An 18,344-nucleotide genomic window follows, 5' to 3' on the forward strand; every position below is an offset into this window, starting at 1 on the left:
GTCATTAGTCATTTGTTATTCTTCCCCCATGCCCAATGCCCCATGCCCCATGCCCTTACTTATCCTCCTGCATATTTCGCACAATTTTTGTTACCAGATTTCTAGGTACAAATCTGACGCTTTTTGCAAGTATTGCATTGAGTAAACCAGGAATGACAATGGTTTGACCCTTCATTAAGGCACGAAAACCAACTTCTGCTACTGTTCGTGCATCCATCATTCTCTTACCCTTGAGCAGCTTAGAGTCAGCCATTCCGGTTCTTTCGTGAAAAGCGGATGCGGTTGAGCCTGGGCAAAGAACTGTCACAGTGACACCAGTACCTTCTAATTCATTAGCGATCGCTTCTGAAAACGATAAGATATAAGCTTTAGTAGCAAAATAAACTGCCATCAAAGGCCCTGGTTGAAAAGCCGCAGCCGAGGAGACGTTTAATATCTTACCTTCACCTTGCTTGACCATGTGTTTCAGGAATAGCTTGGTTAAATGGGTGAGACACACCAAATTTACCTGTAGCATTTCCAGTTCAGTAGCTAGGTCTGTTTCGTGAAATAATCCATAGATACCAAATCCGGCATTATTTACCAGCACATCAACATTAATATCGGCTTTTTGTAACTCTGTAAAAATTTCTTCAGGAGCCGTTGATATAGATAAATCCTTAACAATAGCCTTGACAAAAATTCCAAATTTTTTTTGGAATTGAACTGCAATTTCTACTAGCTTTGGCCCGTTTCTGTCTACTAAGACCAGATTGTAATCATGAGCAGCAAAAATACATGCTAATTCGTAGCCAATTCCACCGGCTGCCCCGGTAATAAGAGCAGTTTGTTTGCTCTGTCTTTGAAGTGTTGTGTTCATTTAAGAATATTGGTGAATTCAACTTGATCAAGCTGCGTTGCATTTACAGTGGTTCTCGTTCTACAATTAAGTACGCGTAATATCTCAACCTACAAGAAATATCTTGAGTTATTACTCTTTCAAATGCTTGTTTAGTGCATTGGATAGATGTAGCAGTCCAAACGCAAATTTAGGACTTATGCATCGAAGAAGTTGGGCATTAAATAAGTTCGGTTATTTCAGATTACTAGCATAAGGCTTTTAATCACTCACAAAAGCCAGCAGGTAAAATCAAACTTTATGCCCGACATTAACCATTCTATCCTCAATTGCTTCTGTCAAGGGGTGAATACTAAATATTTACATGATTGAGCATAAAAAAACAGGGCAATTATATTGCCACTGTTGGTATATAAGTTGTTGCTGGCATCTGAAATATTAACTATTCAGCAGTACTGAGTTTTAAAAAACATCGACTGAATAAACTTGTTTTGTTGTATTTGTAGGGTGTGTTAAGGCTTCCGTAACGCACCGAAAGTATCCGGGATAATACGTTACGTTCCTAACACATCCTACGCAAGTTGTGAATTTCTAAGCGAGATTCAAGAAGCCGCTTTGAATCAAGTAGGAAGTATAAGTCATAAACAATTGAGAGTCAATGGGAGGACAAGCAATAGAACTACCTGCCAATGCATGAAGAGTATCTTGGCAGCTAATATGGGGTCTTCTAGCTTGTAAATACAAATCAGGAATAGTCAGTTGTTCATCAGACCAACGTTCCAATAAAAATGGCCGCAGAGTGTACAAAGGATTGTCAGCAGAAGTGACATTATTGATTAACTCAGATTGCCATTTTTCGTAAGGAATCATCTCAACTGAATAACCAAAAGAGCGTATCCACTCAACGAGCATTTTCAAAGAGGCGGGTTGGGGATGTTGTAAATTGAAAGCTTTACCTATGGATTCTTTTTGGCGTGATAGATAAACAATGGCTTTACTTACATAGTCCACAGGTGACATATCCAACATATAATCTACATCAGGGAAATATCCCATTTGTAGACAGCCCTTGGTCATCAAGTTGATAAAGTCATGTGTGTTACAAATACCTGTTTTGCTATCACCTGAAATCAGCGGTGGTCTGTGGATAGTTACAGGAAGCCCACGGTCACGAGCAATTTTAACTAACTTTTCAGCTACCCATTTAGTTTGTGAGTAACCAAGATAAATACCTTCCCAATGATTGAATTCATCCTGTTCTTTAACAACCTTGCCAGCATAAGCAGTAGATTCAAAAACAGCAACACTGGAAACGTAATGTACAGGCTTGACTTTAATTTGACAAGCCAATCTCAAAACTTCTTGAGTTCCTAAAACATTGGCTGCTTTCAGTGCAGAGTATGGGAAAACATAATTCAATAAAGCAGCACTATGATATATAGTATCAATATTGGCAGCTAAAATTTGAAACTGTTCTGAACCAATACCTAACAATGGCTGAGATAAATCGCCGACAATCGGAATAATTCTGGAGTTAAATTCTTCCTGCCAAATGGCATACTGTTCCAGGTTTTTTTGGAGCTTGCTTTTGCCTTCTTCGGCATTAGCAGCACGCACCAAGCAATAGATATCCGCATTGGTTTCTTGTAGCAATTCCCGGATGATAAAGGCTCCTAAAAAGCCCGTTCCACCAGTTAAAAAGATGTTCTTGGGTTCACCCACAAGCACATTAGATGCCGCACCAGGATGGATGGTAGGATCAAGAACAGCCTCAGCACCTAAATCTAGAACAGTGGGTGCAGTGTTGGCATTAGAGGCTACTACCTTTGTATCTTGAACTGGTGAACCATCTTGCACTTCTTCAGCTAAACGCTGTGAAAGAGCTTCAATATTTGGGTAATGCCACAGCAGCAATGGAGAGGGCTGAAATCCGAGCAACTTTTCTAAGTTACTGACTAGAATCATTGCTTGGGCTGAATCCAACCCATAGTTTTCTAAATGTTCTTTGACATCTATTTCATCAGTTGCAACTCCTAGCAACTTAGCTAAGTTAGATACCAAAAATCTTTGAATATCGTCTGCTGTGAAAGACTGTTTTATAGTCATTTTTAAATCTCCAACAAGGATGTAGAACGAACAGGGTGATATTGACTGTAATAATCGGAAGTTTGCAGCCCTTGAATTTTCAAATTTTGGACGCGGTACAAAAAGGCTGCACCAGTCATAATTTGATTAGCAACATCAACTACCTGACGATTATTTGGTTCAGACAAATAAGAACCGCGTACCCAGTCATTGAAACCGCCCATTGCCGGGCCACACCAAATTTGATAATCGACTTCTCTACCTTTTTCACCAGAACTAGACCAGCGAGAAGATAATCCTAAATACCAACGGAAAATCAACGCCATTTTCAGTTTAGGATTATTGACTGCTTTCCCAAGTTTTTCAGGATTCTTTTGGGACAAATAAGCCGCAGTTCCTTCCCATACTTCGGCAATAGTTTTACGAAAAACTTGTTTTTCTAATTTCTCTCTTTCTGCCAAAGGGATGCTTTCAATGGAATCATAAGCGCGATAGAGTTCAAATAATTTCTGCGCTCGCATGGGGAACATTGTACCCCGTTTGAGAACTTGCAATTTGACTCCCATTTCAAACATATCTGCTGCTGGGGCCATTATCATATCAGCCATTTCTGCTTGGGCTAGTAACTTTTTGGTATGTTCACAAGCCCCAGATTCAACACATGACTGATTAATGGAACCAGTCATTATATAAGCAGCACCCATCATGAAAGCTGCTAATGCTGATTGTGGTGTTCCAATTCCCCCTGCAACGCCGATTAGAATCGGTGTTTGGTAATGATATTGGGCTTGAATTTCATCACGCAAGGCAATAACAGAAGGCAGCAAACAAACAAGGGGACGGTTATCTGTATGACCTCCAGAATCAGCCTCGACGGTAATATCATCAGCCATCGGAACTTTAGTTGCAAGGGTTGCTTGTAACTCGGTAATTAACCCTTGTTGAAGAAGTTCTTTGAGAATTCTTGCTGGTGCTGGTTGCAAAAATTTAGTCGCAACTTCTCGACGAGAAATTTTGGCAATGACTTTATTTTTGATTTCAATTTGATTGGCGCTATTTAAGCTCAATCCAGCAACACGGTAATAAACAATGTTGGGTGTCAAGTCGAGAAATGCAGATGCTTCTACTGTTCTCACTTGATATTTGAGGTATAAATCCACTGCGCGGCGTTCAATCGCAGGTTCGTTGGGGCTGTGAATTAAATTAAATGCGTAGGGCCCTTGAGGTAAAGCTTGTTGGATGCGATTGATGGCTGCTTCCAAACGTTCTGGAGTTAAACCACCTGCACCAAAGGAACTCAAAATTTGCTCTTTTCCGAGTGCAATGACCATTTCTTCGGAAGCAATTCCGCCAGCCATTGCACCTGTAACGTAAGCATATTTTACTCCATGAGAGGAGAGAAAATTGGGATCTCCAAACTGTTGAATGCGGATTGGAGCTGCAAATGTTAGCAGTTCTACTTGTGCTGTTGTGCCATTATCACCAGGGCATAAATACCCCTCGTTTGTGACACCGATTTTTCCGGCAACTTTCACGATGTAGCAGGGTTTATTTAACACCATCAATTTATCTTTGATGGTTTGTTTCTCAAAAGATACAGTTTCTAAAGAACCTTTCCAAACCTGGTTTTTGTTATATGACCAGGAAGAAAAATTAAGGCCATTATCGTGTTTACTTAGTACCGTATCTACGGTTGTCACGGCAGTTATCCCTCGGATTACAATTATTAAATAAGGGCAGTGGGGAATAGGGAATGGGGAAGAAATATTTTCCTTTTATCAATCCACCTTTCCCCTTACCCAAGGTTATTGACGGTTGAAGTATGTAGACTTATGTCAAGATTCGTCGTTAAGTAAGTTTTGGGCGCAAGCTAGTTGCAATTGAATGATTTCGCTCATTTGCTGACTGTAATCTTGTCTAGCTTGTAAGAAGGCTGTGTGTGCTTTAGTTATCTTTGAATTATTAGCATTGAGCTTTTGATACTGGGTCTTATTTAAATCGAACATGCTGATGATGCTACTAATTTTTCGAGTTATGACAGGTGCAGAAGAAAGAGGAATTGGCTGTCTAATTGCGCTTGACTCAGAAGATTGTAATTGTTCTTTCGGTTCAAAAACGTTATCAATGATATTTTTCGGTTTTACTTCTTCTGGCTGAGGCAAGATGTTAGGGGAGTAATTTTCTTCTTGGGTTATTTGGTTGGAAGTGTTAAGATAATCTGTGATTTCAGATTGCTGGATGTTAGGTATATCTGGATGCTGTATTTTGAAGCGATCGCATTTAATATCCTCAACCAAATCTTTAACAATCTGGCGATTTTCTTCACTCAAAATTGTAGCAGCGATTGCTTTCCCACCCAAGGTAACTGTTCTCAATGTTGCTTTATTTGAATTAGCGGTTCCTTGAGCTTTGTTGTACAACGGTGATAAATCGACATTCACCTGATGACTGAGTAGTTTTGCTAATGCTTTGACCATTGCAGCATGGTCATCCATGCCTCTACGATTTAGAGAGACTGTGATATGTTCTTGGTTGCCGAGAATTTTGTCAATCCATCGCGAACAGACATTACCCGCGCCTGCTTCTAGAAATATTTTGACTCCATCACCGTAGACACGATTAACTAATTGCGGAAAATCAAGTTCTTGGCACAATCCTTTGGCGATGTTGTGAGCAATGGTATCGCTATCAAGTGTAATTGGTTGATAATCGGCGGCAGAATAAAAAATAATACCTGGAAGATTTTGCGATGGTAAGGTGTTTACCTTCTTGATTTCTTCGTACTGCGATCGCATCGCTTCACAATGTATCACATGGTCGAAGGGAGCGGGGAACGCATTGCAACCTAAAGTTGCAATCACTCGCTTACAAGCGGCATCATCACCTGCAATTAATACTTCTTCTGGTGTGTTGATTTGAGTTAAGTAGACGCGATTCTCATGTTTCAGGCATTCTCTAACTTGCGATGGAGTAGCCATGAGAACATAGGTATTCCAAAGATTGTTGTTTGGTGAATCGGTTAATCCCCAATATTCACGCACTGCATTTTTCGGCCCAGATAACTTATCGCCAAATAGAGGTGATGAGTTTAAAGTGTTACTTCCGCCCTCAAAATCACTCCAAACTCCTTGGGCAACCATCATACTAGTTTCGCCCAAGCTATACCCAAATACAGATTGCGGCTTGACTTTAAAATCATCTCGGAAAATTGCCGTCATGTATCTAGCAAAGGCGATTTCACTTTCAAACATTGCTAGGGAATCATCTAACAATTGCTTTTCAAGAGTTTCTAATTGCCTGGTTGTTAATTTAGGTAAGCTTCTGGGGTAAACTAACTTTTCGACATCGGCAGCCCGATTGTAGAGATTGTTACTTTTTAAGTCCTCGAATACTTTCGGAAATAAGCGAAAAACAGTACGACCAATACCAATGTAAGAATTGACTGCTGCGGGATAAACGTAAGCAACTGCTCCAGTTTTACCTAATGGTTTCGCTGTGAAATAACTACCTAGTGGTGTTTGCCAATCTGTGCCGTTTTCAAAGGCATTATTTATACCTTTGCGGGCAGATTCAATTTCTTTGAGTAAATCTTTTGTGTTACGTCCTGTGATTGATAAGACGTATTTTGGATTAGAATGCTGTTGAAAAGTAGCGAATATCTCGCTGGCGGTAGCTGATAAAGAAGAACTCGCTTCTATGGTATTTTGGAGATTGTTGAGAAGATCGGAGATGGTGGTGCGATCGCTAACTGCGATAGGAAACAGATGAAAAGGCATTTGTTGCAAATATCTGTTGTCGCGTTCCTCTTGGCTGGGTTCTTCCGACAAGATTAAATGGGCGTAACTGCCATCTATACCCATGCTATTAATTGCTGCTATTCTGCGTGTGCCGCCTTTATCGACAAACCAAGGTCTTGATTCCATTGCCACATAGAAGGGGCTACCTTCCCATACTTGCGGTGTTTTGACACCAGACCATTTGGGTGTGGCGGGAATATACCTGTAATAAAGACAGAGAGCGGTTTTGATTAAGCTAGCAATTCCCGATGCTGTATAGGTGTGGCCGATATTGGCTTTGACGCTGCCCAATGCACAGTGCAAACCATTGCCCACTTTCGGATAAGCTTGCAATAAACCTGTGATTTCGGCTTCATCCTCCTGGGGAACGCCACTACCGAAGACTTCCACATAGTTAACTTCTGTGGGTTGAATCTCCGCCATCTCGAAAGCTTGTTTGCAGACATTGCTGATAGCTGAAGCATCAGGTTTTACCAAAGCATCACTCAAAGTAGAATTACCTTGTGCGAAACTCATGGCATCAATTACTGCATAGATGCGTTCATTATCTTCCTTAGCAGCTTCGTAGCGCTTGAGGACAACAGCACCCGCACCTTCGCCAACCGTCCAGCCATTAGCTTGTTGGTCGTAACCCAACGTATTGACACCCGTATTAATTGGGGCAAATTGGCTGCGGAACAAGACGTTTTCTACACCACCGGCTAAATCTACCGCACCCACAACCACCGCGTCTACTTCTCCCGTAGCGAGTAGCATTTGGGCAACTTCCAACGCTTTGAGGGCGGAATTTTCGCCAGCGCTGACGGTGAATGCAGGGCCAGTGAAATTCCACAAAGCAGAAATTCGACTCGCCATGATGTTGGCGATGTGACTTACATATTCGCCGATTTCTACAGGTTGGTGAATGCTATCTTTAACGATGGTTTCCAGTTGCGCCAGCTGTTCAGCAGGTAGAGAAATTCCTTGGTTGAGTAAGCCGTCCTTAACTTGCCAAGATAGATTCCATCTTTGCTGTAGCTGATGCACAGAGAATTCTGTCTCGGCGGCGACAATCACTGCCACATTGCCACCCTCCTGTAGTTTCGCATCTTTCACGGCGCGATCGCTAACTTTCAGGAGCAACAATTGTTGTGGGTTTAATTTCTCTATCTCATTCGGTGGGATTTTGCACGATAAAGTATCGATTTCAAAATCCTTGATGTATGCTCCTACTGGTGCTTTCCCGTCTGTTAAACCGTATTCTTTGAGGACACTTTCTTGATTTTCTATCCCGTGCCATCTTTGAGGCGGTAGAGAAGTAAAATGCTGTGTTCCATCATAAATACTGCGTTCAAAAGCATCTAAGCCATTGCAGTTACCAAAAAAGGCATCCATGCCGACAATGGCGACTTTGGTAGGTGGAACAGGCGGAGTTGATTCAACTGATTCTGTTGTACTCCCTTGTTCTAAAATCAGATGAGAATTAGTGCCGCCAAAACCAAAAGCACTGATAGCCGCCCGTTTAATTGGTGCGTTATTATTCGGCCATGTCGTAGCTGTTCTAACAATTTTATCGGCGGAAATTGTACCTTTTTCTGATGTTAAAGGTTCCGAAACATTCATGGTTGCTGGAATTACACCATGAGACATACTCAAAATCACTTTAGTCAAGCCAACCATGCCAGCAGCAGTTAACAAGTGACCAGTATTGGCTTTGGCAGAACCCACCAGAGGCGCGGCTTGGTTTTGACCAAAGAATGTTTCGATGGAGTTAAATTCGGTTGTATCTCCTAGCAATGTGCCAGTGGCATGACACTCTAGGTAATCGATGGTTTTAGGACTAAATTTCGCCTCATTATAGGCTCGTTCAAAAGCTAGGACTTGTCCTTTAGGATTTGGACTGAGTAAATGTTTACCTTTACCATCATTCGATAGTCCATTACCGCAGATGGTAGCGAGAATATTGTCGCCATCTCTAACGGCATCAGAATATCTCTTCAGCATTACCATTCCAACACCGTCGGCGGGAATTAGCCCTCTAGAGGATTTATCTAAGGGGCGGCTAATACCGTTTTCTGCATACCCTTGAACGCCGGAAAATAACATCCGCACGAATAGGGAATCTGCACAACTGATGGCTCCAGCTAACATGACATCAGCTTTGTGTGACCATAAGTAATGAGATGCTAGTTTAATGGCATAAAATGATGACGAGCAAGCAGCATCCAGACATAAATTAATCTGAGATAGAGATAGAGCTTGAGCAACGATAGATGCTGGTAAACCAGATATCATCGCATTGTATAAAGATGCTTTGGTTGCACTTGGTAAAGTAGCTAAATCAAAGTCTTCATGCTGCAAAAGTTCTCTGACAGCAGGATTAATAGCTTGCTGGTAAATTGGCGAGAATAATTGATTAGATAATTTTGTTGGGAATGACAAATTACCTAAAATTACGCCACATTTTGCCAGAACAGTTTGATTACCCCAATAACCACTTTGTTCAATTGCTTGTTTAGCGGCATACAATGACCATTTGAAGGTGTTATCTAAACCAGCAACAAATTCTGATGGTAGATTGTACTCGGAGGGGTTAAACTGGAAGTTGCGGATGTAACCGCCTTTGAGGGAATAGGTTTTGTCTGGTGTACCTTTAACTGGATTGTGAAATATTGTCGGATCTACTCCGATTTCTTCGACGGTTGCAGAGGATGTCGAATCTTTTTGATTAACGATGTTTTGCCAGTATTCTTCAGGATTATTTGCATCGGGGAATAGGCATGATAATGCGATGATGGCTATTTTTTCCACGATTTATATGCTCCGAGTTTGGGTATTTAGCAAGAGATAATTAAAAGGCAGGATTTACGCTGTTCCCCAAACTTTAAACGAGGCAAGTTCTAGCAATCCTAAGATTTTGATAGTTTGTAGTAAGCACTAAAGTGCTTATATTAAGAAGGACTAAAGTCCTTACTACGAACTTTAAACTTGACAGATTACTAGCTTCTGAGCATTTTCATTGACCAAATAATGGCATGAGCGCCGAGCATTCGTGAATAGATTTTACCTTGGCGGTCGTGTATGATAAAGTTTGCGATCGCACTGCTTGGTGTCTTAGCTAGTACTTCACAAGAAACGTAAAATGTTTCGTTATGTGGTATCGCTTCAAACTGTTCAAATTTCTCTACTTTTCCAGGTAAACAACCTTCTTCATGAAAGTGTTGTGTCCAAATCCATAAAGCGTGCATACTCAAGTCAGTGGTGTAAGGATTTACCCATTGGACGGGGAATTGTCCTTGTTCCTGTGCGGTGAGTTCTGGCCAAAGACATTCTGTAGTGATTCTTTCAGGACTGATGTTTAAAACTCTCTTAACTTCTTGAAAACCGGGGCCGTGAAATAATGTCGCCCCACCATTTTGGTAAAAAGCTTTTCCTGTCGCAGTAATGATATTATCTGGTTCGAGATTGAGAGATTCATAAATAGGTGCATCTGGGATTTCTCGCTGGAGATTGAGTTGAGCGCTAAAATGAAAATGGATTCTCCCTTCTGGATTTTTACTCGAAATTTTGGCTTTAAGTTCGATTCTTTCAAGATTAACTTTAGAAATTTCTTCTATTTCTAAAAGATGTTCTTTCGCTAATGTGTCATTAAAAGTAATCCCCTTCAAAACTTTAAAATCTTGGTAATTAAACAACCGATAACCGGGATATAATTGTTCAGAAGCATTGATAATCCAAGTCATTGCACAAGTTGCTGGTAAAACTGGAGAACCAGCAATCGTATGATCGTGTAAAAATGGATTAGCCTCCAATGTCATTTGGCGACGAATACGATAGGTTCGTAGTTCTGAATCTAACTCTGCCGCCAGGGGAACAAGCGGGCTACCAATAACAACTTGTGCAGTTGCGTGATTGGTATTATCCATTTCTTTCACGAGCATTTGCGCTCCGACTGCAATGGGAATTATTTCAATTTTTCGCTCTTGAAAAATCTTCTTTAATTCTGCTGTCACCATCCCACTATCCCAAGCGCCCCAGTTGATAGCGACTACATGACATGAGGGATAACTTTGCTTAAATATATGGGCTGATTTGTTCAGAATTTCATTTGCGATCGCATAATCAGATTGTCCAGGATTTCCGTAAAAGCCTGTGACTGAAGAAAACAAAACTAAATGCTGAAGTTGATTAGGGTTAACGCAAGTTAGCAGGTTTTCTAAACCTTGAACTTTAGCGGTGTAAACTTTTTCAAAATCCTCTTCTGTTTTCTTTTCTATTAACTTATCAGCTAAGTTTCCAGCGCCGTGGATGATTCCGGTAATTGGGCCGAGATGTTGCACAGCAGTAGCAAGTTTTTCTTGTAAAGCTGGCGTATCTGTGACATCGACGCTGATATATTCTGCTTTAGCTCCAGTTTTTTCAATTGCTGCTAGAGTCTTTTTAATTTCGCGGCTGGAGGTAATTTTGTTATATATTTTTTGCACATTCATGGGTGTGGGCTTCTCTCCTTGAGAAAGAAGATTTTCCATGATGCATTTTTTCAATGCGGATTCATCAGAATTTTGAGCATAATCTGGCTCGGTTTCTAATAGTTCGGAGCGACCGAGGAGGATGAATTTGCAGGGTTGCTGTTGGGCTAATCTGATAGTACACTCAGCCGTAATCCCTTTTGCACCGCCGCTCACGACAAAGACAGATGATGGACTAAGCTGGGCTGTTTGTGTCATAAATCCTCGTGAATACCTGCATAAATTGGGTTTGATGTGTAACTTATTCTTGAAACCCTCGCTTCCATTCCTCTCCCCTACAGGACTACGGTGTACACACAAGTCTGAAGTAGCTGATTAACCAGGGTTTTACCCCACCCTAACCCTCCCCTTGTAAAGGGGAGGGAACTAGATTTCTTTTTTCCCCCCTTTCCAAGGGGGGATTAAGGGGGGTAATTCGACCGTAGCCACAGGGAGAGAGGCTTTGATTCTTACTCCCCTTCCCTTGTAGGGAAGGGGTTGGGGGTTAGGTTCGAGAGAAAGTTGCACACGGCGTTAATCTGGTTTTTAATCAGCGATAATGGTGACTCGTCCTTGTGAGCCGTAGCCAACTTCACTTATATAAAGGTTGGGGTCGTGAAGTTCAGCGATGATGTTTTGTACTGACTGTTTAGCGTCAAGTCTGGGGCTTAGGTCGATCGCACGAGTAAATACCTTTGGCCATTCCCATCTCAGAGTTTTGCTTAATCCGAACAAACCAGCGCCGATCGCACCGAAGTTGACTTTGTACTCTAAACCGAAGGCTCCATCAAGGTGAGCAACTGTGCAGAAACAACTACGTCCATGCTTTGCAGCTTCGTTTAGAGAGGGTTTGAGGTGTTTCGCCATCAAAAATACGTGCTTGACGATCGCCTTTTCTGATTCGTTATAAGAAATACTTCCGGTGTGATTTCCTACAAACATTGGATGTAGGTGGATGAAGGCCCCGATTGCTCCACAGTGAGATGCGATCGCTTGCAATTGTTGTTGAAGATGTTCTTCACTCAAGTTTGCTAAGGTGACGCGGGTTACTCCTGTGGGTAGGGGCGCTTGCTGGACGAGAAGCGATTGGGGAAAGCTGATAACTACTACTTTCCAGCCTTTCTCGATTAGGGATTCAGCTAATTTGTAAGTGGTGAGGGAACCATCATCGGTAATTAAACTGATGTGTCCCTCTGGTAACTTGAAATCCAAATAATCGGGCTGTGCTAGGCTTCTGAGTTTGACCGGATGGCGCTGGATAGTATGCTCTAGTTCCGGTGGTTGTTGGACAAACTCAGGCTCAGACTTTTTTTTTTCACCTCCAGCCAACTGCTGTAGGTAATCGACTATTTGACCGATGGTGCGGAGATCGCCGAGTTCTTCGATATTTGGTTTGGGTAAGTTGGGGTACGTTTCTTGCATCGCCCCTAAGATTTCTACCCGTTTAATCGAGTCAATCCCCAAGTCGGCTTCCATGTCCATTTCCAGTTCCAGCATCTCCACTGGATAACCAGTTTTATCGCTGGTGATGGCTAACAGGGTTTCACCTAAGTTTGCAAATTCATCACTTGTAGAAGGAGCAACTTCTGGTTCTGGAGTGAATGCAACAACTACGCTTACTTCCGGTGTAGTAACTACCTCAACTACTGGTGCAGTCTCTACTGGAATCTCAGTTACTTGTTGCACTTCGTGAACTGCAATTTCTATCGAAACACCTTTGGAAGCATGGGATTGCAGATACTCTACAACTTGACCGATGGTGCGTTTTTCTGACAGTTCTTCTAAATTGGGCTTGGGTAGGTTGGGGTACATCTCTTGTAGCGCCCCTAAGATTTCCACCCGTTTGATGGAGTCAATCCCTAAATCAGCCTCCATATCCATGTCCATTTCCAGCATTTCGACTGGGTAGCCGGTCTTGTCGCTGGTGATGGCTAAAAGATTTTTATCCAAGTCAACAATATCGATGGTTGCGCCAGATACAGGTGCAGCAGTTGTGGGTGCTGGTTCTGCAACAACTTCCTTGACTGGGGGTGAGCTAATTTTGACTACAACCTCAGCTTGGGGTTCTTCTACTACTGGGACAGGTGGCGCAACTACAGGCTCGACTGTCTCGACAGTGGCAAAATGGGGAGTGGGAAGTGGAGAGTAAGAAGTTTCAACTACAGGCTCTACAGCAGCCGGGAGAGGTTCTTGGGTAACAGCTACAGGCAAAGGCTGGCTTTCTACTATCTTGGTAGGTGCATCACTAACAGTTGTTTCTGTGGTGAACGGAGTGAAATTGCTGAGTTTCTCTGTTAATTGCGTTACTCCCTCACCTGAGATGATTTGAGAATATTCTTGCTGTATTAGTTGGAAAAAGCTCTTAGTATATTCCAACTGCTCTTGAAGATATTGCTCATGGATGCGTAGAGTTTCACCTTGTTGGGAATGAAACTGCATCATGCTACGCTCTAGGCTTTCCATGACAACTAGCTTCATTTTGGCAGTTTCGGCTGTTGATTTACTTTCACTCAACAAGGAATTCTGCTGCTGCATTAGTTGGAAAAACGCTTTAGCGTATTCCATTTGATGGTTGAGATAAGTACCGTGAACTTGTAAATTCTCGGCTTGATTTTCCTGGAACTGTGTCAGGAGATATTCTAAACTTGCTAAAAGTTGTTCGTAATTTGTAAGTTTTTCTGGTGTTGGTTGCATCTTAGATTCCTGGGCTGGTTGTGACAGGGTAACAGGATTCATCTGTTGCTCTGGCTGGGCGATGATAGTAGCAGTCACACCGTTCATTGCTGGGGTAAGTTTTTTATGTCCGTTAGTCTCGATCGCTGCGAGAGTTGGAGTCACACCTGGGCTGCTAAATAAAGGAGCCACAGTTTCAAAAGATTCAGGAGTAGGTAATGTGACTTTATGCCCATCCTGTAAAGCTAGAGCGAAGGCATTTTTCGTTTTTTCGGATCTATAATTGATGCCGTTTAAACGAACATTTAATGTCTTCTTCGTCTCAATTGGGGGAATAGTTTGGGGAAGTTGGTAAGGATCGAGGTTATTTAAAGTCAAACCAATCACCCGCAACTGCACAACTGCTTCGCGCAAAGAGCGATCGCTATTCTTTTGAGTGCTGGGGTTCAAAGATACGGTAATATGTGGGCGATCGCCAAGAATCTCTTTCACTAAGTTGCTAAGAATTCTCCTCGGCCCAAATTCCACAAAGCAAGTACCACCCGCCGCATAGATATTTTCAATTTCCTGCTTAAACAGCACTGAGTTGGAAAGGTGCGTTTCCAGAATCTTTTGAATACCTTGGGCTTCCTTGGGATACTGCTTACTGGTAACGTTGCTGTAAACAGGGATTTTGGGACTTTGGAATTTAACAGACTTAGTTGCGATCGCAAAGGATTTCTGAGCAAAGGCGATTAGCGGTGTATGGAACGCTGCGGAAACAGGTAACAATACAGCCGTATATCCTTTCTCGTGTAAAGCCTCTTTGATTCTCGCTATTTCTGCGGTAGGCCCAGCCAAGACAAATTGAGTGGGAGAATTTTGATTAGCGATCGCAACTTGGGGAAAATGTCTCAGCACTGCTTCTACTTTGCTGATGTCTTCTTTGACAGCCAACATACTACCCGCATCATGATCTGGGTCTTCGGGTGCAGCCATTGCTTGACCCCTAGCTTTCACTAAGAACAAGTAATCTTCTGTACTCAAAACTCCCGCAGCCCATAGTGCGGTTAATTCACCAAAGCTATGTCCCGCCACAAAATCTGACTTAAACCCAGCTTGTTGCAATATGCTGTACATCCCTGCACTCAACACCCCGATGGCTGGTTGGGCATATTCTGTGCGTTGCAAGGCAGCAATTTGGACATTTTTTTCTGCCTCTGCAAACACAGGATGAGGAAAAACAATCTCTGACAACGGCTGCAAATTATCTTTGAGCAACAGGCTATCCATATAACCATGCAGACGGCGCATCAAAGGAAAATTCATCACCAGTTCGCGTCCCATCTCCAGGTATTGCGAACCTTGTCCAGAAAATAGAGAGACAACTTTTCCGCCCAACTCCATACCAGAGGAGCGGTAATAAATCCCTTGGGGATGTTCCCAAGATGCTGCTGACCCTTTGAGTTTCAGCCAGTCAATGCTAGTTTGCAGAAACTTGCAAGCTTCTTCCAGATTTTCAGCGACAAACCCAAATCTGGGAGCAGAGAGGGGAATCTGTTGTGATTTGCACTCATTGACTAATTGTGAATAGTGTGTAGGTGCTTCAGGCGATCGCAACTTACCTAAAATCTCTTCCGACTTGCTCAACAATTGCTCTACTGTAGGAGCAAACAACAACACTTCACTAGCACCACTGTGTAAGCGGTAGGCGGCGTTTTGGTCAGCTTCATATTCTTCCAAAACAACGTGATAGTTGGTTCCGCCAAATCCAAAGGAACTTACACCTGCGCGTCTTGGTGCTTCACCTTCTGGACGAATCCAAGGTCTAGTTTCGGTATTCAAATAAAAGGATGAATTTTTAATGTTGAGTTTGGGATTTGGCTCAGTGATGTTAATTGTCGGCGGCAATACTTTGTGATGTAAAGCCAAAGCAGTTTTAATCAAACTCGCCGCACCCGCAGCCGCTTTTGTGTGTCCGATTTGCGATTTCACACTACCCAAAGCGATATGCTGCTTTTTATCATCATGGACATCAAAGAAGTCTTTTAAAGAACCGAATTCTGTCGGATCTCCAGCCATTGTACCAGTGCCATGTGCTTCCATCAAACCAACGGTAGCGGGAGAGAAGCCGGCATCTTCATAAGCACGTTCTAAGGCTTTAACTTGGCCTTCTTTGCGGGGAGCATAAATGCTCTTGTAACGTCCATCGCTGGAAGTACCAATACCTTTAATTACGGCATATATTTTATCGTTGTCCCGTTCAGCATCTTCTAACCGTTTGAGGACAATCATCCCGATACCTTCACCCAGCATCATCCCATCAGATTTAGCATCGAAAGGTTTGACATTTTCACTAGGAGAAACCGCCGGTGTTTTGCTGAATGAGATGTAAGCCATGATGGTGTTATCGGTATCAACACCACCAGTCAGCATCATGTCAGAGCGATGCTCAACTAGTTCGCTAATTGCCATTTTTAAAGCACCAAAGGAACTAGCGCAAGCGGCATCAACTACACAATTCATTCCGCCAAAATTTAGGCGATTGGCAATTCTACCCGCGACTACGTTCGCTAACATTCCAGGGAAAGCATTCTCATCCCATTTCACATAAGCGCTTTTGATTTTATCGACGATTTTTTTAGTATCTTCGTCAGATAAACCACTGCTTTTAAGCGCTTTTTCCCAAATCGGATATTCCAATCTTGCTGAAAGTGGCATTCCTAACTGCTTGGCCATAGCCACGCCTAAGATTACCCCAACCATTTCGCGGTTAAACTCACGTTTTTCGCCATAGCCAGCATCTTCCATCGCTTCTTTCGCAACCACTAAACTTAATAGTTGCGATACGTCTGTGACTTCCAAAATGCTAGGTGGGATGCCAAATTCCATCGGGTTAAAATCTACCTCTGGAAGAAACCCGCCTCTTTTACAATAGGTTTTATCTTCAGTGGTTCTAGGATTTGGATCGTAATAATCTTCGACGCTCCAGTGAGTGGAAGGAACATCAGTAATACAATCAATTTTGTTTACAATATTTTGCCAGTATTCCCGCAAATTTCTAGCTTGAGGTAATAAAGAAGCCATTCCAACAATGGCGATAGGATTGTGTTGTAATTGTCTGTTAATTTTGTTGATTGACACTGATTTATCCGATTTCATTTTTTTTCCCTCGATAGACTTAATCACAGCCTGTTCACAATTAGTTATCAGGCTCTCTAACTCCGTTAAGGCAGTATCAATTGAATAAGCAGACATAGGGCATAGTTAGTACTGTGAATTGTGTAGCTACAGTAATTTCTGTTGCCTACTAAATAATGAAAAGCTCTCGTTTTGTAAGCAGTTAACAGATATGAAATCCTGGCGAAAAAGTAATTACGAATTACGAATTATGCCAGGTAAAGCCTTATGTTTCCAGGCGGCTTTGGCACACTGCGTAGGCGTAGTCCATCGTAGACATCGCACAAAAATGTTATCCAACGCTAGACTCTTGAAATTGTGGCAATAGGTCAAAGACGTTGTTAAAACTGGTAAAATAGTTTTGGAGTGTAATAGCTGCTTGACCAGTGAATTTAATCCATTTGTAATGGTAAAGATTTTGAGTAATGGTATCCTACTGGAGTGATGGGAACTGAGGAGTAGCTAAGAGAACAGAAACGTTTTTTCACCCAAAAGCATTTGATTATCTAGGCTAACCACAGCAACATAGCTGTTGTGAATGACAACGTTCTGCATCTTGTTCAATGTCATAGCCAGTTTCAACGTCCGGGATAATATATTTTATGCTATTTAAACCAGGAAAGTTGACAAGCTTGTTACACAAAAGACACCACCTTGAATCCGAATTTATGTAACTTGAACAAGTAATGAAACGGTCACAAGGTAATGACAAAGCAGTTATCTTTAGTTATTTTTAATTTAAAAATCTCAATTAAATAACTAGTTTGTTTAACTACTTTAAAGCATTGAATTAATAAAAATACTAGCATATTTTACAGAAACTAAATCATTTCTTTAAAGTTATTTCATAAACAAACATCCACAATTACTGATGTTAACTTGAATAAAATTAAGCAAAAAAGTATAATTTATGACTCTATAAATGTATGGGATATTTTGTTATCTACGTGTTAGCCATAAGTTTGTGCTGAATTAAGTTAACAATGAAAATCTGTTGTCTAGTAAATCACAATTCAATGAATACATAGATAAATTGAATAGTCATAAGTATATTTTCTCAGACAAACATCATAATTTAGTCAAAGTTTTTGGTTATTTTTAAATATAAGTCAAGTTAAAAACCAAAGTGGTTATTTATAAAGCAAATATTAATTTTTAGTATGTTACTTGATAAACATAATCGTGATTGCATGATTTAAAATGGTGCTTAAAAAGCCAGAGCGAATGGAATTCGCGGTTACTCTACAAGAATGCTAAGAGGATGTTTTAAAAGTCCTTTTGTCAGTATCAAAAGTTTTAGATCCC

8 protein-coding genes and 1 pseudogene are annotated in these 18,344 nt (G+C 41.6%); 1 reads left to right on the top strand and 8 read right to left on the bottom strand.

Annotation, left to right across the window (positions count from 1 at the left end; translation table 11 throughout):
- Positions 1–55: 55 nt before the first annotated feature.
- The 6 genes from RRG12_RS18115 to RRG12_RS18140 form a co-directional block, all read right to left on the bottom strand.
- Positions 56–859: an SDR family NAD(P)-dependent oxidoreductase gene (locus RRG12_RS18115; RefSeq protein WP_420760237.1), complete on the bottom strand. Its 804-nt coding sequence runs from the start codon at positions 857–859 to the stop codon at positions 56–58.
- A 570-nt stretch (positions 860–1,429) separates the two neighbouring features.
- Complete coding sequence (locus RRG12_RS18120; protein ID WP_420760238.1) at positions 1,430–2,944, bottom strand: thioester reductase domain-containing protein; 1,515 nt, start codon at positions 2,942–2,944, stop codon at positions 1,430–1,432.
- A 2-nt stretch (positions 2,945–2,946) separates the two neighbouring features.
- Positions 2,947–4,623: a PfaD family polyunsaturated fatty acid/polyketide biosynthesis protein gene (locus RRG12_RS18125; RefSeq protein WP_420760239.1), complete on the bottom strand. Its 1,677-nt coding sequence runs from the start codon at positions 4,621–4,623 to the stop codon at positions 2,947–2,949.
- Between the two features lie 135 nt (positions 4,624–4,758).
- Positions 4,759–9,510: a PfaB family protein gene (locus tag RRG12_RS18130; RefSeq protein WP_420760240.1), complete on the bottom strand. Its 4,752-nt coding sequence runs from the start codon at positions 9,508–9,510 to the stop codon at positions 4,759–4,761.
- A gap of 188 nt (positions 9,511–9,698) precedes the next feature.
- Positions 9,699–11,426: an SDR family NAD(P)-dependent oxidoreductase gene (locus RRG12_RS18135; RefSeq protein ID WP_420760241.1), complete on the bottom strand. Its 1,728-nt coding sequence runs from the start codon at positions 11,424–11,426 to the stop codon at positions 9,699–9,701.
- Between the two features lie 327 nt (positions 11,427–11,753).
- Positions 11,754–17,117, bottom strand: coding sequence for a beta-ketoacyl synthase N-terminal-like domain-containing protein (locus tag RRG12_RS18140; RefSeq protein ID WP_420760242.1), 5,364 nt, complete (start codon positions 17,115–17,117; stop codon positions 11,754–11,756).
- Positions 17,118–17,211: 94 nt separating this feature from the next.
- Between RRG12_RS18140 and RRG12_RS18145 the strand changes: the two genes are divergently transcribed.
- Positions 17,212–17,367: a hypothetical protein gene (locus RRG12_RS18145; protein ID WP_420760244.1), complete on the top strand. Its 156-nt coding sequence runs from the start codon at positions 17,212–17,214 to the stop codon at positions 17,365–17,367.
- Here RRG12_RS18145 and RRG12_RS18150 read toward each other — a convergent pair.
- Together RRG12_RS18150 and RRG12_RS18155 are read right to left on the bottom strand one after the other, a co-directional pair.
- Positions 17,332–17,609, bottom strand: a pseudogene (locus RRG12_RS18150) (hypothetical protein). The gene RRG12_RS18145 and the pseudogene RRG12_RS18150 overlap by 36 nt on opposite strands.
- Positions 17,551–17,682 (bottom strand): hypothetical protein, encoded by a 132-nt coding sequence (locus tag RRG12_RS18155; protein ID WP_256091358.1) that lies wholly within the window; start codon positions 17,680–17,682, stop codon positions 17,551–17,553. The pseudogene RRG12_RS18150 and the gene RRG12_RS18155 overlap by 59 nt, the downstream one beginning before the upstream one ends.
- Between the last annotated feature and the right edge of the window lie 662 nt (positions 17,683–18,344).

This window comes from Nostoc sp. CALU 546 (genome assembly GCF_048836525.1).